The sequence below is a fragment of the Ruegeria sp. CL7 genome, assembly GCF_056536445.1.
On the sequence record NZ_JBQFPQ010000001.1, the window covers coordinates 337,008 to 356,567 of the forward strand.

Annotated in this window: 24 protein-coding genes and 1 other RNA gene; 15 read left to right on the plus strand and 10 right to left on the minus strand. The window is 58.7% G+C overall.

The window, feature by feature from the left end; translation table 11 throughout:
* Positions 1-39 precede the first annotated feature (39 nt).
* A complete protein-coding gene (locus tag ACR0LI_RS01645) occupies positions 40-603 on the minus strand; it encodes a DUF4202 domain-containing protein (protein WP_480717910.1) in 564 nt (187 codons plus the stop codon).
* A 156-nt stretch (positions 604-759) separates the two neighbouring features.
* Complete coding sequence (locus ACR0LI_RS01650; RefSeq protein ID WP_170343617.1) at positions 760-918, minus strand: hypothetical protein; 159 nt, start codon at positions 916-918, stop codon at positions 760-762.
* Between the two features lie 226 nt (positions 919-1,144).
* Here ACR0LI_RS01650 and gatC point away from each other — a divergent pair, with 226 nt between their 5' ends.
* From gatC to rnpB, 5 genes are all read left to right on the plus strand, one after another.
* The gene (gene gatC / locus ACR0LI_RS01655) at positions 1,145-1,432 is read left to right on the plus strand and encodes an Asp-tRNA(Asn)/Glu-tRNA(Gln) amidotransferase subunit GatC (protein WP_117868236.1); all 288 of its coding nucleotides are present in this window, start codon (positions 1,145-1,147) and stop codon (positions 1,430-1,432) included.
* A 3-nt stretch (positions 1,433-1,435) separates the two neighbouring features.
* Positions 1,436-2,923, plus strand: a complete 1,488-nt coding sequence (gatA, locus tag ACR0LI_RS01660; protein WP_171630817.1) for an Asp-tRNA(Asn)/Glu-tRNA(Gln) amidotransferase subunit GatA — start codon at positions 1,436-1,438, stop codon at positions 2,921-2,923.
* A gap of 38 nt (positions 2,924-2,961) precedes the next feature.
* Positions 2,962-3,666: a hypothetical protein gene (locus ACR0LI_RS01665; protein ID WP_480717911.1), complete on the plus strand. Its 705-nt coding sequence runs from the start codon at positions 2,962-2,964 to the stop codon at positions 3,664-3,666.
* Positions 3,617-4,327: an N-acetylmuramoyl-L-alanine amidase gene (locus ACR0LI_RS01670; RefSeq protein ID WP_480490703.1), complete on the plus strand. Its 711-nt coding sequence runs from the start codon at positions 3,617-3,619 to the stop codon at positions 4,325-4,327. Before ACR0LI_RS01665 ends, ACR0LI_RS01670 begins: the two co-directional genes overlap by 50 nt.
* A 124-nt stretch (positions 4,328-4,451) precedes the next feature.
* An RNA gene (gene rnpB, locus ACR0LI_RS01675) (RNase P RNA component class A) lies at positions 4,452-4,851 on the plus strand.
* Positions 4,852-4,857: 6 nt separating this feature from the next.
* Here the strand turns inward: rnpB and ACR0LI_RS01680 are convergent.
* The 3 genes from ACR0LI_RS01680 to ACR0LI_RS01690 form a co-directional block, all read right to left on the minus strand.
* A complete protein-coding gene (locus ACR0LI_RS01680) occupies positions 4,858-5,190 on the minus strand; it encodes a GYD domain-containing protein (protein ID WP_152458759.1) in 333 nt (110 codons plus the stop codon).
* A gap of 67 nt (positions 5,191-5,257) precedes the next feature.
* Entirely contained in the window at positions 5,258-6,100 is an 843-nt protein-coding gene (locus ACR0LI_RS01685; protein ID WP_171630822.1) for a DUF2182 domain-containing protein, read from the minus strand.
* A gap of 13 nt (positions 6,101-6,113) precedes the next feature.
* Positions 6,114-6,749: a DUF1326 domain-containing protein gene (locus ACR0LI_RS01690; RefSeq protein ID WP_171630824.1), complete on the minus strand. Its 636-nt coding sequence runs from the start codon at positions 6,747-6,749 to the stop codon at positions 6,114-6,116.
* 279 nt (positions 6,750-7,028) lie between these two features.
* On the opposite strand from ACR0LI_RS01690, the gene ACR0LI_RS01695 reads away from it, so the two are divergent.
* From ACR0LI_RS01695 to ACR0LI_RS01705, 3 genes are all read left to right on the plus strand, one after another.
* The gene (locus tag ACR0LI_RS01695; protein WP_152458755.1) at positions 7,029-7,736 is read left to right on the plus strand and encodes a DUF533 domain-containing protein; all 708 of its coding nucleotides are present in this window, start codon (positions 7,029-7,031) and stop codon (positions 7,734-7,736) included.
* A 127-nt stretch (positions 7,737-7,863) separates the two neighbouring features.
* Complete coding sequence (gene rpmG / locus ACR0LI_RS01700; protein WP_037309480.1) at positions 7,864-8,031, plus strand: 50S ribosomal protein L33; 168 nt, start codon at positions 7,864-7,866, stop codon at positions 8,029-8,031.
* A gap of 208 nt (positions 8,032-8,239) precedes the next feature.
* The gene (locus tag ACR0LI_RS01705) at positions 8,240-8,746 is read left to right on the plus strand and encodes a hypothetical protein (protein ID WP_171630828.1); all 507 of its coding nucleotides are present in this window, start codon (positions 8,240-8,242) and stop codon (positions 8,744-8,746) included.
* Between the two features lie 120 nt (positions 8,747-8,866).
* Here ACR0LI_RS01705 and ACR0LI_RS01710 read toward each other — a convergent pair whose 3' ends face one another.
* Both ACR0LI_RS01710 and ACR0LI_RS01715 read right to left on the minus strand, forming a co-directional pair.
* Positions 8,867-9,643, minus strand: a complete 777-nt coding sequence (locus ACR0LI_RS01710) for a Bax inhibitor-1/YccA family protein (protein ID WP_171722863.1) — start codon at positions 9,641-9,643, stop codon at positions 8,867-8,869.
* A gap of 184 nt (positions 9,644-9,827) precedes the next feature.
* Positions 9,828-10,037: a DUF1127 domain-containing protein gene (locus tag ACR0LI_RS01715; RefSeq protein WP_171630833.1), complete on the minus strand. Its 210-nt coding sequence runs from the start codon at positions 10,035-10,037 to the stop codon at positions 9,828-9,830.
* Positions 10,038-10,161: 124 nt separating this feature from the next.
* Between ACR0LI_RS01715 and ACR0LI_RS01720 the strand changes: the two genes are divergently transcribed.
* Entirely contained in the window at positions 10,162-11,043 is an 882-nt protein-coding gene (locus tag ACR0LI_RS01720; RefSeq protein ID WP_480717912.1) for a LysR family transcriptional regulator, read from the plus strand.
* Positions 11,044-11,049: 6 nt separating this feature from the next.
* On the opposite strand, the gene ACR0LI_RS01725 is transcribed toward ACR0LI_RS01720, so the two are convergent.
* Positions 11,050-12,006 (minus strand): NADPH:quinone oxidoreductase family protein, encoded by a 957-nt coding sequence (locus ACR0LI_RS01725; protein ID WP_480490697.1) that lies wholly within the window; start codon positions 12,004-12,006, stop codon positions 11,050-11,052.
* Positions 12,007-12,345: 339 nt separating this feature from the next.
* Here ACR0LI_RS01725 and ACR0LI_RS01730 point away from each other — a divergent pair, with 339 nt between their 5' ends.
* The 3 genes from ACR0LI_RS01730 (at position 12,346) to ACR0LI_RS01740 (ending at position 14,998) form a co-directional block, all read left to right on the plus strand.
* Entirely contained in the window at positions 12,346-12,717 is a 372-nt protein-coding gene (locus tag ACR0LI_RS01730) for a helix-turn-helix domain-containing protein (protein WP_152458749.1), read from the plus strand.
* 40 nt (positions 12,718-12,757) lie between these two features.
* Positions 12,758-13,549, plus strand: a complete 792-nt coding sequence (hisN, locus tag ACR0LI_RS01735; protein WP_171205361.1) for a histidinol-phosphatase — start codon at positions 12,758-12,760, stop codon at positions 13,547-13,549.
* 114 nt (positions 13,550-13,663) lie between these two features.
* On the plus strand, positions 13,664-14,998 hold the full coding sequence (locus ACR0LI_RS01740) for an 8-oxoguanine deaminase (RefSeq protein WP_171722865.1): 1,335 nt from the start codon (positions 13,664-13,666) through the stop codon (positions 14,996-14,998).
* Here the strand turns inward: ACR0LI_RS01740 and guaD are convergent.
* Positions 14,995-16,281, minus strand: a complete 1,287-nt coding sequence (gene guaD / locus ACR0LI_RS01745) for a guanine deaminase (protein ID WP_171630843.1) — start codon at positions 16,279-16,281, stop codon at positions 14,995-14,997. The two genes, ACR0LI_RS01740 and guaD, sit on opposite strands and share 4 nt — an antisense overlap.
* 136 nt (positions 16,282-16,417) lie before the next feature.
* Here guaD and mgtE point away from each other — a divergent pair, with 136 nt between their 5' ends.
* Both mgtE and ACR0LI_RS01755 read left to right on the plus strand, forming a co-directional pair.
* Positions 16,418-17,812: a magnesium transporter gene (gene mgtE / locus ACR0LI_RS01750; RefSeq protein WP_171630845.1), complete on the plus strand. Its 1,395-nt coding sequence runs from the start codon at positions 16,418-16,420 to the stop codon at positions 17,810-17,812.
* Positions 17,809-18,366, plus strand: a complete 558-nt coding sequence (locus ACR0LI_RS01755) for a 5-formyltetrahydrofolate cyclo-ligase (RefSeq protein ID WP_480490691.1) — start codon at positions 17,809-17,811, stop codon at positions 18,364-18,366. Before mgtE ends, ACR0LI_RS01755 begins: the two co-directional genes overlap by 4 nt.
* Positions 18,367-18,369: 3 nt before the next feature.
* On the opposite strand, the gene ACR0LI_RS01760 is transcribed toward ACR0LI_RS01755, so the two are convergent.
* On the minus strand, positions 18,370-18,597 hold the full coding sequence (locus ACR0LI_RS01760; RefSeq protein WP_224853568.1) for a putative hemolysin: 228 nt from the start codon (positions 18,595-18,597) through the stop codon (positions 18,370-18,372).
* 133 nt (positions 18,598-18,730) lie between these two features.
* On the opposite strand from ACR0LI_RS01760, the gene ACR0LI_RS01765 reads away from it, so the two are divergent.
* Positions 18,731-19,546: a TIGR00282 family metallophosphoesterase gene (locus ACR0LI_RS01765; RefSeq protein WP_480717913.1), complete on the plus strand. Its 816-nt coding sequence runs from the start codon at positions 18,731-18,733 to the stop codon at positions 19,544-19,546.
* Positions 19,547-19,560: the final 14 nt, after the last annotated feature.

Below are 19,560 nucleotides of genomic sequence, written 5' to 3' on the forward strand. Positions count from 1 at the left end.
CTCATGGCAAGAAGCCAACGAAACCGCCCCGGTCCGATTCTAGTTCTGAAAGGCTGCGGCCAGATGGTCGGGCAGATCAAATTCGCTCAACACCCGAGCGCGGCCTTCGGGCGACATCTTGCGGGCCGTTTTTTCAACGATGCTCTGGATTTTCTCGGCCGAGTGTTTTGCGGCAAAGGGCTGGAAATACCATTTCAGAAACACAAAGCAGATCACGTCTTCCAACGCCTGCACTTCCGCGTCGCGCTTGATGCCTTGTTTGCGCAATATGCGCCCTGCGGCCTCGATCTGTTCTGAATCGTAACCTTCGCGGGCCATCAACCCCATGACCACGTCGGAATGGTGTTCGCCCTGCGCCTTGCGCCATGACAGATATCCAACCCGGCCTTCGGGGTATTCACTGCGGGCAAGTTTCCAACGTTCCACATGCTGACCGCGCGCGGCGATTTGAAGGGCGTCGGAAGCATCCGGAAACAGGCGGCCCAGCTCGGCACTCATGCGTTCGCCATACAACAGTGCCGCGGGGCGGCCCTCGTCTTGGTTGGGGTCATTTGCATTGGCTGCGTCGATTGCGTCCAGAACCGCTTGTTTTTGCGCGCTCATCATCTGCTCCACTGGCTTGCCTGAACTACGAAACCTCGGCGCAGTTCTGTTCTGTATTCGACGTCATGCTAGCGGCTTGCTCAGGGATGTGCATCCTCGAAAATGCAAAACAGCCGGGTCAGAGAGGGGATATCTGACCCGGCTTGGACCTGCGCGTTACTTGGCAGGTTTAACCTGATCCTGCGTGACCGGTTCCGCGATAGGGGACGGGAAGGTCAACGTGCGTGTCAGGTTGCTTGTGTCGATACCCAAAGCCATGGCCGGTGCGGCCAAAATCGTGGCGGACAAGACCGCGGCTGTTATCAGGGGTTTCATGTTTTTCTCCGGTTTGCGTTATGTCGCATAAATAAAATGAACAGTACAGTACAGTTTTCAAGATCGATAATGAACTATTCGGTTTACTTTTTTGCATACCAGTCATTCAGTTTTGAATAGCCTCATAAGAGGGGGGATTCCAAACTCGGACCTGCCCAAGGCACCCCGGTCTTGCGACTGCCGCTGCAGACGGGTAAACGCCCCCTAACGTAGATGAGGGAAGCCGATGTCGATTGACCAAAGCACCGCCGCCAAAGTGGCCAAACTGGCCCGGATCAAGGTCGAGGATGACGCGCTGCCGGCGCTGGCATCCGAGTTCAACACCATCCTTGGGTTCATCGAACAGCTGAACGAAGTGGATGTGGAAGGTGTCGAGCCGATGGTTTCGGTCACACCCATGCGCCTCAAGCGTCGTCAGGACGAAGTCACCGATGGCAATCAGCAGGACAAGATTCTGGCCAACGCCCCCGACGCCCGCGAAGGGTTCTTCGCAGTCCCCAAAGTGGTGGAGTAAGACATGAGCGATCTGAACAAATTGGGCCTGGCCGAGGCCCGCGACGCGTTGCGAGCCGGCGACGTCACCTCTGTTGAGCTGACAGAAGCCTGCTTGAAAGCCATTGATGAAGCAGATGCGCTGAACGCATTCGTCCACAAGACGCCCGAGATCGCGATGGAGCGCGCCAAGGCTGCGGATGAACGGATCAAGGGCGGGGACGCTCCGTCAATGTGTGGCCTGCCGATCGGCATCAAGGACCTGTTCTGCACCAAGGGCGTGCCGTCACAAGCCGCGTCGGGCATTCTTGAAGGCTTCAAGCCGGAATACGAATCCACCGTGTCACAGCAACTGGCCGACGCAGGCGCAGTCATGCTGGGCAAGCTGAACATGGACGAATTCGCCATGGGCTCGTCCAACGAAACATCGGTCTATGGCAACGCGGTCAGCCCGTGGCGTCGTGGCAACGATGATGCGCAGCTGACACCGGGCGGTTCGTCGGGCGGGTCCGCGGCCGCTGTGGCCGCCGACCTGTGCCTTGCGGCAACGGGCACTGATACCGGCGGTTCCATCCGCCAGCCCGCGGCTTTTGTCGGGATCACCGGCATCAAGCCGACCTATGGCCGATGCTCGCGCTGGGGCATTGTGGCGTTTGCGTCCTCGCTGGATCAGGCCGGTCCGATGACCAAGAACGTCCGCGACGCCGCGATCATGCTGGAAACCATGTGCGGCCATGACGCCAAGGATTCGACCAGTGCGGACCTGGCCGTCCCGAATTTCGAAGCGATGTTGACTGGCGACATCAAGGGCAAGAAGATCGGTATCCCCAAGGAATACCGCATGGACGGAATGCCCACCGAGATCGAAAAGCTCTGGGCCGATGGTGCCGCGATGCTGAAGGATGCGGGGGCCGAGATTGTCGATATCTCGCTGCCGCACACCAAGTATGCGCTGCCTGCCTACTATGTGATCGCCCCGGCCGAGGCGTCTTCGAACCTCGCCCGCTATGACGGTGTCCGCTATGGGCATCGTGCACAGATGGCGCAGGGTGATGGCATCACCGAGATGTACGAAAAAACCCGCGCCGAGGGCTTTGGCCACGAAGTGCAGCGCCGGGTCATGGTTGGCACCTATGTTCTGTCGGCTGGTTTCTATGACGCCTATTACAACCGTGCCCGCAAGGTGCGCACGCTGATCAAGAAAGACTTCGAAGACGTGTTCGCGGCCGGTGTCGACGCCATCCTGACCCCGGCAACCCCATCGGCGGCCTTCGGTCTGGGCGAAATGACCGAAGCAGATCCTGTTCAAATGTATTTGAACGATGTCTTCACCGTGACCGTGAACCTGGCCGGACTGCCCGGTGTCTCGGTCCCCGCAGGGCTGGACACACAAGGTCTTCCGCTGGGATTGCAGCTGATCGGACGTCCCTGGGAAGAAGGCGACCTGCTCAATACCGCCTATGCGCTGGAAAACGCGGCCGGTTTTGTGGCCAAGCCCGGGAAATGGTGGTAAGCCTCGGGCAACTGAAGCACTAGACACGGAGCCAAACTATGCGCGTTTTGCTTTTGGTCCCCGCTCTTGCACTGGCAGCGGCGTGCACGGATGTCGCACCGCTGACCAGCACGGGTTTCAACACGCCTGAATACCAGGCGCAGCGCGAGGCTCAATTGGCAGGTCAGGGTGCGGCCGGCAACCCTCTGCTGGCCCCGGTCGAAGTTTCACAACAACCGCTGGGCGCCCCTGGTACGGCGCCTGTTGCCACGGGTGAAAACGCGGATATCGCCAACCAGACCGCGGCGGCATTGGCCAGCACATCTGGCCAAAACCCAGCCGCGGTTACGGCGGTTCCCGTGGCGAACACTGGCGCGATTTCGGATGAACAGGACTTTGCCGCCGTGTCCGAACGCCGCAGCATCGAATCCGACGCCGCCCGGATCGAGCAGAACCGCCAGACCTACGAAATCGTGGCCCCGACGGCAGTGCCCGAGCGCACGGCGAGCGGCCAGACAAACATTGTGCAATATGCGCTGAGCACGTCCAATCCGGTAGGTGTGCAACTTTACAGTCGGTCCGGTTTCAACCTTCAGGCCAAGGCTCAGAGGAACTGCGCGCAATTCCCATCCCCTGATCAGGCTCAGATCGAGTTTCTGTACAATGGCGGCCCCCAGCGCGACCGCAAAGGTCTGGACCCGGATGGGGATGGTTATGCGTGTGGCTGGGACCCGAGCCCGTTCCGCAGTGCCGTCAGCAACTGACCCCCTGAACCCAATCTGGCATCCGTCACCCAATTTTGGTGAACGCCGAGATGGTCTGACACCATCCTTGATCGTGATCCATTACACGGCGATGGACAGCGCGCAGGCGGCTCTGGATCGTCTGTGCGACCCAAAGGCCGAGGTCTCGGCCCATTACCTGATCGGCAATGATGGCACGCTGTGGCAGATGGTGCGCGAAGAAGAACGTGCCTGGCATGCTGGGGCAGGGGAGTGGCACGGTCAGACCGACATCAACTCTCGTTCCATAGGCATCGAGCTGGACAACACCGGCAAGCATCCGTTCCCTGAACGCCAGATGCACCGGCTGGAACAGCTGTTGCGCCAGATAATGCACCGTTGGGCCATCTTGCCAAACGGTGTTATCGGCCATTCGGACATGGCGCCCGGGCGCAAATTTGACCCCGGTCCGCGATTTGACTGGTTGCGGCTCGAGCGCAACCTGCTGGCCGCGCCCCGCGGATATGCCGCTGGTCCGCAAACTGCATCAAAGGGCCAGTTCCGAAGCCTGGCTCGGGCCGCCGGTTTCAGCGCTGACGTAGACGATGATACGCTGTTGCATGCCGTCCGCCTTCGATACCGCCCATGGGGCAGGGGGCCTTTGCAGCAAGCCGACCTTGCACCGTTGATCCCGCACACCTGATCCGCACTTCATCTGGCTGAAAATATCCCGGGGTTGAATTGGCCGCAGGCCAAGAAGGGGCTGGCCCCTTCTCTGAACCATCCACCCTTGACGCCGCCGACCGCAGAGCCTACCCAACCCACGCGCGGAGGGCCGGATGGCCGCTGGGGTCGCAAGGCCCGAGAGGAAAGTCCGGACTCCACAAGACAACGGTGCCGGGTAACGCCCGGGCGGGGCAACCCGACGGAAAGCGCCACAGAAATCAGACCGCCCGGAACCTAGGTTCAGGGTAAGGGTGAAACGGTGGGGTAAGAGCCCACCGCGCCTCTGGCAACAGGGGCGGCACGGCAAGCCCCACCGGGAGCAATGCCAAATAGGGTCCCCGCGCGGGCCGGTCGGCGCAAGCCGATACCGCCGCTAAGCGCGTCTTGGCCAAGAGGGACCGGGTTGGCAGCTTGAGCCGCGCAGCAATGCACGGCCTAGAGGAATGGTCATCGAAGGGGGCAACCCCGGAACAAGATCCGGCTTACAGGCCCTCCGCGCGTATCCGCCTATCCTCCGGGAGGTGTGTAGGAACCGGTCAGCGCCGCCGCTTTCTCGGTTATCGACGTGAACTCGTCTGCGGTCCAGGCGCGAACGGTTTCGATGTTCGTCACTGCACCCGACGCGGCGACAGCCATGCCAACGGCCACGGCGTCTGTCCCATCTGGGGCTTCGCTGATCACAACCACGTCGTTGCTGCCGGTTGTCATGTAGAAGGACAGCAGCCTGCCACCTACTTTTTCCAGCAAGGCTTTTACTGGGCCGGTGCGGTTCTCGGGTTTCTGCAACATGCCTTTGACACCGGCTTGCGAGTAAGATGCGTAAGTAATGAAAATGGGCATTGATACCTCCTGTTACATCAAATCGTTTTTGGGTCTTCAAGTCAGCCGACCCCAGGGCCGTTCAAAATCAAGTGCCAGAAAACAACAGTGCCGTGATGAACCAAAGGCCAGCGCCGATCAGCGCAAAACCTGTCACCGGCACAAGCCACCGGGCCCCGGGCAGAAGCTTTTCCAGCGCGACGTACGCGGCAATTCCGACAATCCAGTAGAGGTTCATGATCCCTCCGACGAAAAGCAGCAGCATCAGTGCCCAGCAGCATCCCAGACAATACGTGCCGTGCAGGATACCGGTGCGGAATGCACCGAATGTTCCGGGTCGGTTGTGATCGGCCAGAAAACGTGCGGGGCTCTGACAGTGGCGCAGACATGCGTTTTTCAAAGCTGAAAACTGATAGGCGCCAGCCGCCAGCAGGATGCCTCCTGCGAAGACACCCGAACTAATCGTCATCATCGGCCCGTCGGACAACCCGATTTGTTCCAACCCCCATTGCAATGCGGTTGCAATCAGGCTGAACGCCCCCCAGGCCACCAGATAGCCGGATAAAAACCACAGGCTGAACGCAACCGTCCGGTGCTTTTCAGGCCCTGTCCGCTTGACCGCGATGAACAGAAGAACGGCAGGCGCAGCGCTTGGGGTCATCATGGCGATCATCATGACCCACCACATCAGAAAAATCAGCAAGGCATAGCTTGCGCTCCACGCTGCTGCCGGGCCCATTTGCATCGGGTCTCCGACAGGGCCGGCCATCCGGGTCATCTCGACCGCGGACATGTTCATCCCGACGCCAGCTATCGTGTACCAGGTTGCACCGAGGATGATCAGAAGAACGCTTCCCAGAACAATCGCGCTGTCCTGTCTCAGCAACCACTCAACCGTCCCGCCCCGGGGCGATGCGTTCTGTTTGGTCATGGGTGTTCTCTGATTATGCGCCCAAGACGCCATGGCCCGAGATGTTCAGATGCGCCAGATGAGCATGGGTTGTGTCAAAGGTCAGCCGGATCTGACCACCCGTTGTAGTCGCACTGCCTGATGCCGCCTCGGCATGGCGGTATTCAAAGCCATTCGGCAACTGTATCGACGCGCGGTGAGGTGCGCCCGATACGATATGAGGGATCGGATTGACCTCAACATCGAAAACTCCGGTAACTTTGGCGTATCCGCTGCGCTCTTCGCGGTTCCAGTCCAGTTCAATCGGAACAAACAGAGTTTCATGTTTCAAAGGCGCCATGGCGCTGAAGACATACCAGAACGTGGCCATTTCATCAGTATCCTGACCGGTCATGATTGCTTGCAACGCAGCCCGCTGTTCAGCTGTCGCGCTGTCATCAATGATCAGCTGCATCTGACCGTTGCCCTCATGAATTGGTCCCGGCCAATGATAGACCCCTGCCGCCCGAAGACCGCCCAGATCAGTTTCACCGTAGTGACCGCTTTGAATGTCAAAGACCACAACCGCCTCGCAATTGCCGTGTGACGGCAGTACGCTGAACTGACACGGGCAACCAAAGTTGCAATTGCAATTGGCCAGTTCTTCGGCCTGAATAGCCCATTCTGTCATGATAGCCCCCCCAAGAAAAGTCGCCTAAAACAACTCTGCTCGTTGCAGGTTTAACGCATTCACGCTGCCTCGGCCTTCGAGCCTGAATTCGGCTTCTTGGATGGGCGAACCTATCACGAATCCGTGATATGTACAAACAAAACCGCAAATTACATGCCTTCTTTGGGCTTTATCATGTGCCGGGCTATGGGCCGGTCGCGTTCAGGTTGAGCACGGTATTCGGGATTGCATTCGGCTGTTAGACTTTCGGAACCAATTTGAAGATATGGGAGGTTGATTATGAGCTTTATGAAAACGCTGGCGTCCGTGGCCATTGGATTTGCTGCGGCCAAGGGCATGGAAAAATATCAGAAGATGGGCGGCATGGCTGGGCTGCAAGACATGATGCAGGGTGCCGGCGGTGGTTTTGGCGTGGATCAGCTGGGCAAAATGGCAGAACAATTTGGTCTGCCCGGTGGCGCGTCAGGCTTGCAGGACATGATGAGCAAGATGGGGGTTGGCGGCAGCACAGCCGGAGCCGCTGGGTTGGGTGGGTTGTTGAACGCCATGCAAGGGGCTGCCAAAACTGCCAATCAACACACAGGTGACATGATGGAAACCGTGTTCGGCGGCACGCCCGCGGGTGCAGCGATGGAAGAGCAGGCAAAACTCATGCTGCGCGCAATGATTCAGGCTGCCAAGGCAGATGGTGAACTTGACGAACAGGAAAAGGAAATCATCCTGGGTGAATTGGGCGATGATGTCAGCGAGGAAGAGCGCGCATTCGTGCAAGAGCAGCTGAACGCACCGATTGACGTCATGGGATTGGCGGCTGATTCTGGTGCGCCGCTCAAGACGCAGATCTATGCAACTTCCCTGGCTGCGATCCGTCTGGACAATGCGCGCGAGGCGTCTTACCTGCGGCAATTGTCCACCGCTCTGGGTCTTTCCGACGCGGAAAGGGACCAGATTCACACGTATATGGGCGCGCCAACCTTGCCTAGTTGAACCTGCATCAGATTCCTGTGCCTGTATCATCCGATTGGCCTTGACATAGGCGGTGCAGCGCGTAAAAGCGCACGCTCATAGGAATTCAACCGAAAGGCCCCTGCCTTTTCGGACGCAGGAGATAACCATGGCGAAGCCGACGACAATCAAGATCCGTCTGAACTCGACCGCGGGCACGGGCCACTTCTATGTGACCAAGAAGAACGCGCGCACCATGACTGAGAAAATGACCATTCGTAAATACGACCCGGTCGTTCGCAAGCATGTCGAGTACAAGGAAGGCAAGATCAAGTAATCTGCCATTCCACTTGGAAAATCCGAAAAAGGGCTCTGTTGCACAGAGCCCTTTTTCAGTTCCGGTTTCCTGATTTCGGCGGATGGCAGGCTGCGGCGGTCCGTTGCAGTGGCGCATCAGCGTTTGGGACAATCGCATCCCCTGCGGCTTGCTTTTTATGGGAACCTGCAAGTACGCTTCAGCAAACCGCCACAAAATGTTGACCGCCATGAAAAAAATCTTGTTATCCACAATTGCCGTTCTGACCCTAGCGGCCTGTGAAGACCCGTTTAACCGCGAAGGTGTCGGGTTTACTGGAATCGATGGCGAACCGCGCACGATTTCGGACGTACCCGGGGCCGTCGCCTTTCTGCCAGACGCGACCAACGTTCCGGCAGAGCTGGCGGAACTGCGGACAGTCACGCTTTTGAGTGATGAGGTTGACCCGTCCAAGGTGGCTTCGGTTGCAATAGACAATGGCGGGCAGACGCCAAACACTGCTGTTCAACTGCAAGGAAGCGACACAAACCTGTTCCTCAGCACTGTCAGCGTCAACGGCACCTTATTTGGTGTGCTGCGTACGCGCTCTAACAGTGTGAAGGTCGACAATTCGGTCGGTGTAGGCTTTGCGGAAGAAGCAGAGCGTTTTACCGGCTGTCTGCCGGCTGGTCAGGTCTACCGCAAAGGCACCTCGGAAAAGAGCTCGGGCTTTGCCGTTCCGCTGAATTGCAGCTAACAGATTTCTCTCTCAAGTCCAAAACCCCCGCCGAATTCGGCGGGGGTTTTTGTTTGGTTTACGGCAAACAAAAAGGCGGACCCGTAAGGCCCGCCCTTGGAAGTCGGCTATTCCGGTCGCTTATTCTCGATTGCCGAACAGTTGCAGCAGGAACATGAACATGTTGATAAAGTCCAGATACAGGCTCAGAGCGCCCATGATCGCGGCTTTGCCCAACCATTCTTGATCGCCCGAATGGGCCATTTGCAGATAGGTGTTTTTGATGTTCTGCGTGTCATAGGCTGTCAGGCCGGCAAAGATCAGTACGCCCAGAACCGAGATCGCAAACGCCATCGCCGACGAGGCGATGAAGATATTCACGATCGAGGCGACAATCAGGCCGATCACACCCATGATCAGGAATGTGCCCATTGCCGACAGGTCTTTCTTGGTCGTGTAGCCATAAAGCGACAGACCGGCAAAGGCGATTGCAGTGATCAGGAACACCTGAATGATCGATTCACCGGTGAACACAAGGAAAATCCAGCTGATCGAGACACCCATGACCGCAGCAAAGGTGTAGAACACCAGCTGAGCAGCCGAGGCCGACATACGATTGATCCCGGCGCTAAAGCCAAAGACAAACAGCAGCGGGGCAAACATGATGACCCATCTCAGAGGCGACGCAAACAGCGAGTAACCAAACGACGTCAGGTACTTGCTTTCGCTCAGTTGAGCGGCGGCTGCCGACGGATCGGTTGTGGTTGCCAGACCGGCAATTGCCCAGGCCGCTGCAAAGGTGATCAGCATGCCGACGGACATCGTGCCGTAGACTTTGTTCATGTGGGCGCGCAGGCCCTGATCAATCTCGGCGGCGCGCGCGCCGGATGCCGTCCGGATCGTGTCGAATTGTGCCATCAAAGGGTCTCCCTAGTCGTCAAGTTACAGCGCCCCGGCAGAGCGGGGCGGTTTTCCCTCTAAATATCGGCAACAAGGGGCTGTGTTTCAAGAGATTCCGGGCGAAAACCGACTAAAACACGCAACAAAAATGCCAACAGGCGACCCACGGTCGCCCATCGCCATAAAAATATGAGAGTCACAGTTACCTTTTCCAGAATTGAGGTGCATCCCAGAAAAAGCGTTTTGCTTCTGCGGATGCTTCCTCGCGGGTGACTCCGATATCGTCCAGCACGGCGGCATCCAGCTGTGCCAGCTTTCGCCGCTGTCTGGACAGTTCGAACGCTTGTGAGATCAGGGACACCAAAGAACGTTTGGCTGGTTTGCAGGGATTATGGATTGCGAGTTGAGTCATAACGTGTCCTTTCCGAATTTTTGATGGTTTCGATGGGTGTCATCAATTTCCTTGATTGATATGGGTGAGTATGACATATTTTTAAAACGAATATTATTGATGGAACGCATAAGGAATCGTGAAGATGCGAAATCTGGACATTACAACCCTGCGATCTTTTGTGGCGGTGGCGGATCAGGGCGGTGTAACCCGCGCCGCCGGATTTCTGCACCTGACGCAGTCTGCGGTGTCCATGCAGCTGAAGCGGCTGGAGGAGCTGCTGGGCCTGGAGTTGCTGGACCGAAGCGGCAGGACAATTGCATTGACCGCATCCGGTGAGCAGCTGCTGGCCTACGCGCGCCGCATGATTGCCCTGAATGACGAGGTAATCTCAAAACTCACCGATCAGGCCTTTGAGGGCGAAGTGGTTCTGGGCGTTCCCCATGACATCGTCTACCCCGCGATTCCCCGGGTCCTGCAACGGTTCAATGCCGATTTTCCCCGCGTCAGGGTGCAGTTGGTGTCGTCCTATTCACTGCAATTGAAAGACATGTTCAAGCGGGGCGAATGTGATGTGATCCTGACGACCGAACCGTCTTCGGCCGATGGCGCAGAGACCATCGCAGAGCTGCCGTTGCGCTGGATCGGCGCGTCGGGCGGGTCCGCATGGCGCAAGCGCCCGTTGCCTCTGGCGCTGGGGCGGCGCTGCTTGTTCAGACCGCAGGTCATATCGGCACTGGATGCGGCCGGAATACCGTGGGAGCTGTCCGTGGAAACCGAAAACGACCGTACCATAGAAGCCACGGTCAGTGCCGATCTTGCGGTTCACGCAATGCTGGACGGAACCGAGGCCGCACATCTTGAACAGATCGACTCGGGTGGGGCCCTGCCGGATCTACCTGCACACATGATCAACCTCTACGGTGGCGAGCAGGGCCGGGATGCGGTTGTCGAAGCTCTGGCACAGTTGGTGCGACAGAACTTCAGATTGCTGGGCGGTACCCAGTTGCGGGCCGTGGTTGGATGATCGCGATCAGGGCGTGATCACGATCTTGCCCGTCGACTTGCGCTCTTTCAGCAACTGCATTGCATGTGCGACATCTTCAAGGGGCAGAACATGACTGATATGCGGTTTTATCCTGCCCTCAGAATGCCACTTGAACAGGGTGTCAAAACTGTTGCGCACAGCTTCGGGGCGGAACTTCAGATAGCCGCCGATATACACCCCGATCACGGTCAGGTTTTTGACCAGCAGATGATTGGCCGGAATCTGCGGGATATCGCCCCCGGCGAATCCGATGGGCAGCAAACGCCCTTCGGGATTGGTGGCCCTGAATGCGGCCTTGAACACATCCCCGCCGATGACGTCATAGACGACATCTGCGCCACCCAGCGATTTGACCCGCTCGCGCAGGTCTTCGGAAGCATCGATCAGATGATCGGCACCAGCGGCGAGGGCAACGGCAAGCTTGTTCTCGCCGCGCGCCTGCGCGATGACCGTGGCGCCCATGAGCTTGCCGATTTCGACGGCAGTCAGGCCGACGCCTCCCGCTGCGCCGGTGACCAGAAGGGTTTCACCCGGTTGCAGGCGTGCCCTGTGATCAAGGGCCATGTGACTGGTGGCATATGCGATCTGGATGGCGGCGGCGTCTTCGAATCCGGTGTCGTCCGGCAGCACGATCGCACGATCCGCGTCGAATACACCGTACTCGGCCAACCCACCCTGACCGGAATAGACTGCGATCCGGTCGCCTGGGCTGAGTGTTGAAACGCCGGGTCCGACTGTATCCACGATACCGGCGATCTCCATGCCCAGGGTGAATGGGGCAGGTGGCGTGTCCTGATATGCCCCCGTCTGCATCAGTAGATCGGCGAAATTCAGGCCGCAAGCTTTTATCGCGACTCGCACCTGGCCTTCGCCCGGCTCGGGTATTTTCACGTCACAAAGCTGGGCAGGCGCCCCGTCGGATGGAATGCAATAGGCCCGCATATTGTTCCTCAAGAGTTTCCGACATAGGCGCGTGTGCCGTCAGAAAAGTCAATCCGTTTGCTGCGCGGGCGCAAAAGGCACCCGATTTTGAAGGAGGATTCAGTTGCAGGAACACGGTTCTGAAAAGGCTTTGGGTAATACAACCACAAATCCCTGTCAGGGGCGTTCGATTCAACCAGCTTGAAAAAAATCTCAAAACCGGCATTATAGATAATCAGTGCTGTAAACGGGGGGCGGTACAGTCCGTATTAGGGAGCGGTTAAGGGGAGCTCTCTAAAACTGCGATATCGGACGTCGCAAAATCCCGTGCAGATGTTTGTGTAGTATAGGAGAATACCAATGACTCATCACGTCGATGTCCATGTGGGCAAGCGCGTTCGGCATCGCCGCTGGCTGATTGGGATGACCCAGCAGCAGTTGGCGCAGCAAGTTGGTATCAAGTTTCAGCAAATCCAGAAATATGAGACCGGTGCCAACCGAATCAGCGCATCCCGCCTGTGGGACATCGCCGAGGCGCTGGATGTTCCGGTCAGCTTTTTCTTCGAAGGTCTGGAAGAAGCCCAGAAAGGCGATGCGGACAAGAAATCCGTCCCTGCCGACTTGATGGGTGACAAAGAGGCTTTGGATCTGGTGCGCTCTTACTATGCGATTCCGGAAAATCAGCGTCGCCGCCTGTTCGAGCTGGCGCGGGTTCTCAGCGACGTTGCCTGACTGACTTGACTTTGTCGCGGATTGCTCGCACCTCAGGGTCATGCAACCGACGACACAGAGCGATATCGAAATTGCCGAAGAAATGGCCGAAGCTGCGCGTGAGGCCATACTCCCCTTTTTTCGTCAAACAAATCTGGAAACTACGAACAAGCTGGCCGATGGGTTCGACCCGGTCACAGTGGCTGATCGTGCCGCTGAACAGGCGATGCGGGACGTTCTGGCGCGGCGGCGCCCGGATGACGGTGTGCTGGGCGAGGAGTTCGGCGCGCATACGGGCACCAGTGGCCGCACCTGGGTACTGGACCCCATCGATGGGACCCGCGGGTTTATCAGCGGCACGCCAACCTGGGGTGTTCTGATTGCGCTGAGTGATCAGGACGGGCCTTTTATGGGGGTAATCGATCAGCCGTATATCGGAGAGCGCTTTGTCGGATCGTCTTCCGGTGCTCACATGACCGGTCCGCAGGGCACCAGAAGAATGCAAACGCGCGATACCAGGGCGCTGGATCAGGCGACTTTGTTTACCACGTTCCCTGAGGTTGGAACCCCGAAGGACCGCGCAGGGTTTCAGGCGGTGTCCGAGCAGGTACAGCTGACGCGCTATGGAATGGATTGCTATGCCTATGCGCTTCTGGCTGCCGGGCAGGCGGATTTGGTGATCGAGGCGGGCTTGAATTCCTATGATATCCAAGCGCCGATTGCCGTTATTCAGGCGGCCGGCGGTATTGTGACCGATTGGCAGGGCGGCCCCGCACATCAAGGCGGCCGGGCCCTGGCCGCAGCAAACGCTGACCTTCACGCCGCAGCGCTTGAGATACTCCGCCAATTCTGAATTCTGTTGCCCGGCGCATCAAAGCCAACTACACCGGTGATGGCCGGTTCTTGCGCCCGTTTTCCACCGGCCGACGCACTTCTTGCATGAGACGGGCAGATGCAGGAGCGCGAAATGACGGAAACCCTACTCAAGAATGCTGATCTGATCCTGACGATGGACGAGTCCCGGCAGGAATTGTCCAAGGCCGATATTCTGGTCCGCGACGGGCAGATTGCCCGGATCGGGCAGCGACTGGAAACACAGGGTGAGGTGCATGATGTTTCAGGTTGTCTGGTGACGCCTGGCCTGGTGAATACCCACCACCATCTTTACCAAACCCTGACACGGGCGGTGCCGGGCGGGCAGGATGCGCTGCTGTTTGGGTGGCTGCAAACGCTCTATCCGATCTGGTCGCGTTTCGGGCCGGAGGAAATGTTCACCTCGGCTCAGATCGGTTTGGCCGAACTGGCGCTGTCGGGGTGCACGCTCAGTTCCGATCACCTTTACCTCTATCCCAACGGCGCGCGGCTTGAGGATACGATCGCGGCCGCGTCCGAGTTGGGGATGCGGTTTCATCCGACACGCGGCGCGATGAGCATCGGCGAGAGCGACGGGGGCTTGCCGCCGGATCACCTGGTGGAAAACGAAGCCGCTATTCTGGACGACATGGTACGTGTCGTGGACGCGTTTCACGACCCGTCGGACGGGTCCATGTGCCGCGTTGGCCTTGCCCCGTGTTCACCATTTTCCGTCAGCCGCGACCTGATGCGCGATGCGGCGTTGCTGGCGCGAGACAAGGGCGTGATGTTGCATACCCATCTGGCCGAGAATGATGAGGATATCGCCTATTCGCAGGCGCAATTCGGCTGCCGCCCGGGGCAATATGCCGAAGAACTGGGCTGGACCGGTCCGGATGTCTGGCACGCCCATTGCGTTAAGCTGGACGGGGCCGAGATTGATCTGTTCTCGCGCTCGGAAACAGGCGTGGCCCATTGCCCCTGTTCAAATTGCCGCCTCGGATCGGGTATCGCACCGGTGCGGGCGATGCGCGATGCGGGCGTCAAGGTCGGCCTCGGCGCCGATGGATCGGCCAGCAATGATAATGGCAACCTGATGCTTGAGGCGCGCCAGGCGATGTTGCTGCAACGGGTCGCCAATGGTGCAGATGCCATGTCGGCCCGCGAAGCGCTCGAGATCGCGACGCGCGGCGGCGCGGATGTGTTGGGACGTCCCGATTGTGGACGGCTGATGCCCGGAAAACGTGCCGATATTGCGGTGTGGGATACCCGCGGCATCGAAAGCGCGGGCAGTTGGGATCCGGCGGCGCTGCTTCTGGCTGGGCCGATGTCTGTGAAACATCTGTTCGTCGAAGGCCGCCAGATCGTGCGTGACGGGCACATAACGACCATCGATCTGCCCCGCGTGATCGAACGCCAGAACACGCTTGCCCGGGCGTTGCAGGCCTAAGCCGCCTGTTGTCCGCCGATCCAGACCTCAGCCACGGCGCGATCATCGCCCATCATGATGGTTGGGAAGATCGCTTCCCAAACATCTTCTGCATGGGCCTCGCGCTGGGCGATGGCGGGGGTCGAGGCGAGGTCGATTACCACCAGATCCGCCTCCATCCCCTGAGCGATGTTGCCGATGCAGTCGTCCATACGCAGGCTTCGGGCGGATCCGACCGTGCCCAACCACAGCAATTGCGCCGGATGCAGGGGACGGCCGCGCAATTGGCCGATCTCATAAGCGGCGGCCATGGTGCGCAGCATCGAAAAGCTGGACCCGCCGCCGGTATCCGTGGCCAGACCGATCCGGTGGCCATCATGGATCAGCCCGTTCATGTCAAACAATCCCGATCCGATGAAGGTGTTCGACGTGGGGCAATGGATCAAAGAGGCATCGACCTCGCGCAGCCGATCCCGTTCCCGGTCCTCCAGATGGATGACGTGGCCATACAGGCCGTTCTGGCCCAACAGGCCGAATTTCTCGTAGGTATCCAGATAATCCCTTGCTTCAGGGAACAGGGATCGAACCCATTCGATTTCATCCGTTTGCTCGCTCAGGTGGGTTTGCATGAGACAATGGGGATGCTCGGCCCAAAGCGCGCCCATGGCCTCGAGCTGTTCCGGGGTCGAGGTCGGTGAAAAGCGCGGCGTGATCGCATAGGACAAGCGGTCGACGCGATGCCATTTTTCCAGCAGGGCGGCGGATTGGTCGTAAGCCGTCTGCGCGGTGTCGCGCAGCCCTTCGGGCGCGTTCCGGTCCATGCAGGTCTTGCCGGCGACGACACGCTGCCCACGCTGTTGCGCCGCGGTGAAGAAGGCATCGACGCTTTCAGGGTGAATCGTGCAAAAACTGCACATGGTCGTGGTGCCGTGGGCGGTCGTCAGGTCCAGATACCGGTTGGCGATCTCGGTCGCATAGTCGAAATCGCCGAACTTCATCTCTTCCGGGAAGGTGTAGGTGTTCAGCCAGTCGATCAGCCGTTTGCCCCAGCTGGCGATCATCGCTGTCTGTGGATAATGCACATGTGGATCGACGAACCCAGCCATGATCAGGCGCGTTCCGTGATCCTTCGTGACTGCGTCAGGATGGGCTTTATTCAGCGCATCGGCGGTGCCGACCTCTGCAATTCGCCCGTGTTCGATCACGACCGCTTCGTCCAGCCGGGTCGCCTCGGTCGGCTCTCCGTCGAAGGGTGATCCTGTGAAACTCAGAACACGCCCTTTCAAAAGCGTCTTTTGCGCCATTTTCCCTGTTCTCCACCTGTTTGGAACCGCACACCAGCATAGGCGGACGAAAGAAGTGGGTAAATCGGCGCATTGTCATTGTTTTCCGGTAGCTGCTTCTTCTATTTAAGGGCAAATCGTAAAAAAGGGGCAGAGCATGACGACAGGCAGAGACGAAGCCGGACACGATCAGCCCCGGGATGAAGACGCCTATGCGTTGGACCCCAAGGCTGTAGCGGCAATTCTGTACGCGGTGGATATAGACGACCGCGACAAGCTGGTTGAGTTGATGGAGCCGCTGCACTCGGCCGACATTGCCGACCTTCTTGAACAGATCAATCCGTTTGACCGGGCGCGCCTGATCCGCTTGTATGACAAAGAGTTCGACGGCGACATCCTGTCTGAACTGGATGAATCGGTTCGTGAAGAGGTGATCTCGGTTCTGAACCCGGATGTTCTGGCCGAAGCCGTGCGCGAGATGGAAAGCGACGATGTCGTTGACCTGCTGGAAGACCTTGAGGAACCGCAGCAGGAAGCCATTCTGGACGCATTGGAGGTTTCCGAAAGGATCGCAGCCGAGCAGGCACTGTCCTACCCCGAGAACTCGGCCGGTCGTCTCATGCAGCGGGAAGTCGTCATGGCGCCGGAACATTGGAGCGTCGGGCAAGCTATCGACTTCATGCGCGCCAATGACGATTTGCCCGAGCAGTTCTATCATGTCGTTCTGGTCGATCCGCGCCTGAAACCGGTTGCTCAGGTGACGTTGGGCAAGCTTATGGCGGCGCGTCGTGAAGTGCCGCTGATTGATCTGGCAGAAGAAGAGTTTCACATCATCCCCGTCGATCAGGATGAGGAAGACGTGGCTTATGCCTTCAACCAGTATCACCTGATCTCGGCCCCGGTGGTGGATGCAGATGGTCGTTTGGTCGGTGTCATCACCATTGACGACGCGATGGTCGTTCTGGATGAAGAGCACGAAGAGGACATTCTGCGTCTTGCCGGTGTTGGCGACGAAAGCTCGTTGTCTGACAGTGTGGCGGCAACCAGCCGGCGAAGGTTGCCCTGGTTGGCGGTGAATCTGTGCACGGCGATTTGTGCCTCTTTGGTGATTTCGCAATTCGAGGCGGCAATTGATCAATTGGTCGCGCTGGCCATCCTGATGCCGATCGTTGCGTCAATGGGCGGCAATGCAGGAACACAATCGCTCACCGTGGCGGTGCGTGCGCTGGCGACGCGCGACCTGACAAATTCGAACGTGATGCGCGTTATCAGGCGGGAACTGCTGGTGGGGATGCTGAATGGGCTCTGCTTTGCCATCGTGTTGGGGACCGTGGGGATGCTGTGGTTCGATTCCCCGCTGCTGGGTGTCGTGATCGGGTCGGCCTTGGTCGTGAATATGATCATCGCCGGGTTCGCAGGTACGGTAGTACCGGTGGTGCTGGATCGTCTGGGAATTGACCCGGCTCTGGCTTCAGGAACCTTTGTGACAACCACGACGGATGTCATGGGTTTCTTCATATTTCTTGGGCTTGCCAGCGTGGTGCTACTGTGACCGATCTGACCGATATTAAAGCCGCAGCGCGCAAAGCGGCATTTGCCCGCCGCAAGGCCGCGTTTGATGCCCGCTTGCCGGGCGCAGCCGGGCGCTTGTCCGAGGTTCTGGCAGGCTATCGCGGCGTGCCCCTGTCAGGTTACATGCCGATCCGGACCGAGATCGACCCGGTGCCTGCGATGGCCGAAGCATCGGCTTATGGCCCGGTGGGGGTACCTGTCATTCAGACAGCCGGTCAGCCGCTGAAATTCTCTCGCTGGACGCCGGACGGTGTGCTTAAGGACGGCCCGTTCGGTGCAAAAGTGCCCCAGGTGGATGACTATTTCGAACCCGAAATTCTGATCGTTCCACTGGTCGCCTTCGACGCAAATGGTGGCCGCCTGGGGTATGGCGGCGGGTTTTATGACCGAACGCTGGAAGGTCTGCGCGCCAAACGCCCGACGCTTGCCATCGGCTTTGCTTTTGATGCGCAAGAGGCTGCGGACCTGCCGCTCGAGCCAACCGACCAACCGCTGGACATGGTTGTCACGGAAAGCCGCGTGCTGACCTTCTAGCTGCTACTGTTCGAAATGGCTGCGCAAGTAATCCCAGGCATCCACCTCGGTGCCGTCCTTCAGGATGCAGACGCCATAGACACTGCCGTCTTCGTTTTTACGAAGCTGGTAGGTCCCGTCGTTTTCAATGCAAAAGGTCGCGGCGGGGTTGGGCATGGATGTCTTGGTGCCTTCGGCAGCGGCAGCAGTTGCCGCCAAAAGGCAGCCGGTCAAAACAATTGACGACTTCACGAAGAATTCCTTCTGTATTCAAGAGACGTATCGAAACATTGCCACGGCAAAATTTGATTTCAACCCCCAAGTCTGCCGTTAATTTCACGCTTCCGCCTTGTTATTGCCAAGTACAGCCCCTACGACCCGGATCATGAGGATTCTGTTTCTTGGTGATGTCATGGGGCGCGCGGGACGCGCTGCCGTTCAGCAGCATTTGCCGCGCCTGCGCGACGAATGGCGGCTGGATTTTGTCGTGGTCAATGGCGAAAACGCGTCGAACGGCATGGGGCTGACCGGAGATCACGCCAGGCTGTTGCTCGACGCCGGAGCGGATTGCCTGACGCTGGGCGATCATGCGTTCGACCAGAAAGACATGCTGCAATTCATCGAGAAGGAACAGCGCATCATACGACCCGTCAATTTCGCCAAAGGCGCGCCGGGGCGGGGTCATCGGCTGTTCACGGCCCCGGGGGGGCGCAAGGTTCTGGTGGTTCAGGTGCTGGGTCAGGTCTTTATGAAACGCCCGTTCGACGATCCGTTCTCGGCTATCGAACCGATCCTGAAATCTCATCCCAGAGGCGGGCAGGCGCAGGCGATCATCGTGGACATGCATTGCGAGGCCACGTCCGAGAAGATGGCGATGGGGCACTACTGCGACAAACGTGCAAGCCTTGTGGTAGGAACGCATACCCATGTCCCGACGGCGGATTCCCAGATTCTGCCGGGGGGCACTGCGTATTTGACCGATGCGGGCATGTGCGGAGATTACGATTCGGTCATCGGCATGGACAAGCAGGAGCCCATGCGCCGGTTCATCACCGGCATGCCCAAGGCGCGCTTTACCCCTGCAAACGGCGAAGCCACACTAAGCGGCGTGTTCGTGGAAACCGATGATCGTGACGGACAAGCCAAAACCGTGCGCATGGTGCGCGTCGGAGGGCGTCTGGAACAAGCCGGGTCCGAATAGTCATCGTCAGGCTT

Excerpts from the sequence above, each read along its gene's own strand:
- ACR0LI_RS01645 (WP_480717910.1), bottom strand. The coding sequence starts at position 603 with ATGAGCGCGCAAAAACAAGCGGTTCTGGACGCAATCGACGCAGCCAAT.
- ACR0LI_RS01650 (WP_170343617.1), bottom strand. The coding sequence starts at position 918 with ATGAAACCCCTGATAACAGCCGCGGTCTTGTCCGCCACGATTTTGGCC.
- gatC (WP_117868236.1), top strand. The coding sequence starts at position 1,145 with ATGTCGATTGACCAAAGCACCGCCGCCAAAGTGGCCAAACTGGCCCGG.
- gatA (WP_171630817.1), top strand. The coding sequence starts at position 1,436 with ATGAGCGATCTGAACAAATTGGGCCTGGCCGAGGCCCGCGACGCGTTG.
- ACR0LI_RS01665 (WP_480717911.1), top strand. The coding sequence starts at position 2,962 with ATGCGCGTTTTGCTTTTGGTCCCCGCTCTTGCACTGGCAGCGGCGTGC.
- ACR0LI_RS01670 (WP_480490703.1), top strand. The coding sequence starts at position 3,617 with ATGCGTGTGGCTGGGACCCGAGCCCGTTCCGCAGTGCCGTCAGCAACT.
- ACR0LI_RS01680 (WP_152458759.1), bottom strand. The coding sequence starts at position 5,190 with ATGCCCATTTTCATTACTTACGCATCTTACTCGCAAGCCGGTGTCAAA.
- ACR0LI_RS01685 (WP_171630822.1), bottom strand. The coding sequence starts at position 6,100 with ATGACCAAACAGAACGCATCGCCCCGGGGCGGGACGGTTGAGTGGTTG.
- ACR0LI_RS01690 (WP_171630824.1), bottom strand. The coding sequence starts at position 6,749 with ATGACAGAATGGGCTATTCAGGCCGAAGAACTGGCCAATTGCAATTGC.
- ACR0LI_RS01695 (WP_152458755.1), top strand. The coding sequence starts at position 7,029 with ATGAGCTTTATGAAAACGCTGGCGTCCGTGGCCATTGGATTTGCTGCG.
- rpmG (WP_037309480.1), top strand. The coding sequence starts at position 7,864 with ATGGCGAAGCCGACGACAATCAAGATCCGTCTGAACTCGACCGCGGGC.
- ACR0LI_RS01705 (WP_171630828.1), top strand. The coding sequence starts at position 8,240 with ATGAAAAAAATCTTGTTATCCACAATTGCCGTTCTGACCCTAGCGGCC.
- ACR0LI_RS01710 (WP_171722863.1), bottom strand. The coding sequence starts at position 9,643 with ATGGCACAATTCGACACGATCCGGACGGCATCCGGCGCGCGCGCCGCC.
- ACR0LI_RS01715 (WP_171630833.1), bottom strand. The coding sequence starts at position 10,037 with ATGACTCAACTCGCAATCCATAATCCCTGCAAACCAGCCAAACGTTCT.
- ACR0LI_RS01720 (WP_480717912.1), top strand. The coding sequence starts at position 10,162 with ATGCGAAATCTGGACATTACAACCCTGCGATCTTTTGTGGCGGTGGCG.
- ACR0LI_RS01725 (WP_480490697.1), bottom strand. The coding sequence starts at position 12,006 with ATGCGGGCCTATTGCATTCCATCCGACGGGGCGCCTGCCCAGCTTTGT.
- ACR0LI_RS01730 (WP_152458749.1), top strand. The coding sequence starts at position 12,346 with ATGACTCATCACGTCGATGTCCATGTGGGCAAGCGCGTTCGGCATCGC.
- hisN (WP_171205361.1), top strand. The coding sequence starts at position 12,758 with ATGCAACCGACGACACAGAGCGATATCGAAATTGCCGAAGAAATGGCC.
- ACR0LI_RS01740 (WP_171722865.1), top strand. The coding sequence starts at position 13,664 with ATGACGGAAACCCTACTCAAGAATGCTGATCTGATCCTGACGATGGAC.
- guaD (WP_171630843.1), bottom strand. The coding sequence starts at position 16,281 with ATGGCGCAAAAGACGCTTTTGAAAGGGCGTGTTCTGAGTTTCACAGGA.
- mgtE (WP_171630845.1), top strand. The coding sequence starts at position 16,418 with ATGACGACAGGCAGAGACGAAGCCGGACACGATCAGCCCCGGGATGAA.
- ACR0LI_RS01765 (WP_480717913.1), top strand. The coding sequence starts at position 18,731 with ATGAGGATTCTGTTTCTTGGTGATGTCATGGGGCGCGCGGGACGCGCT.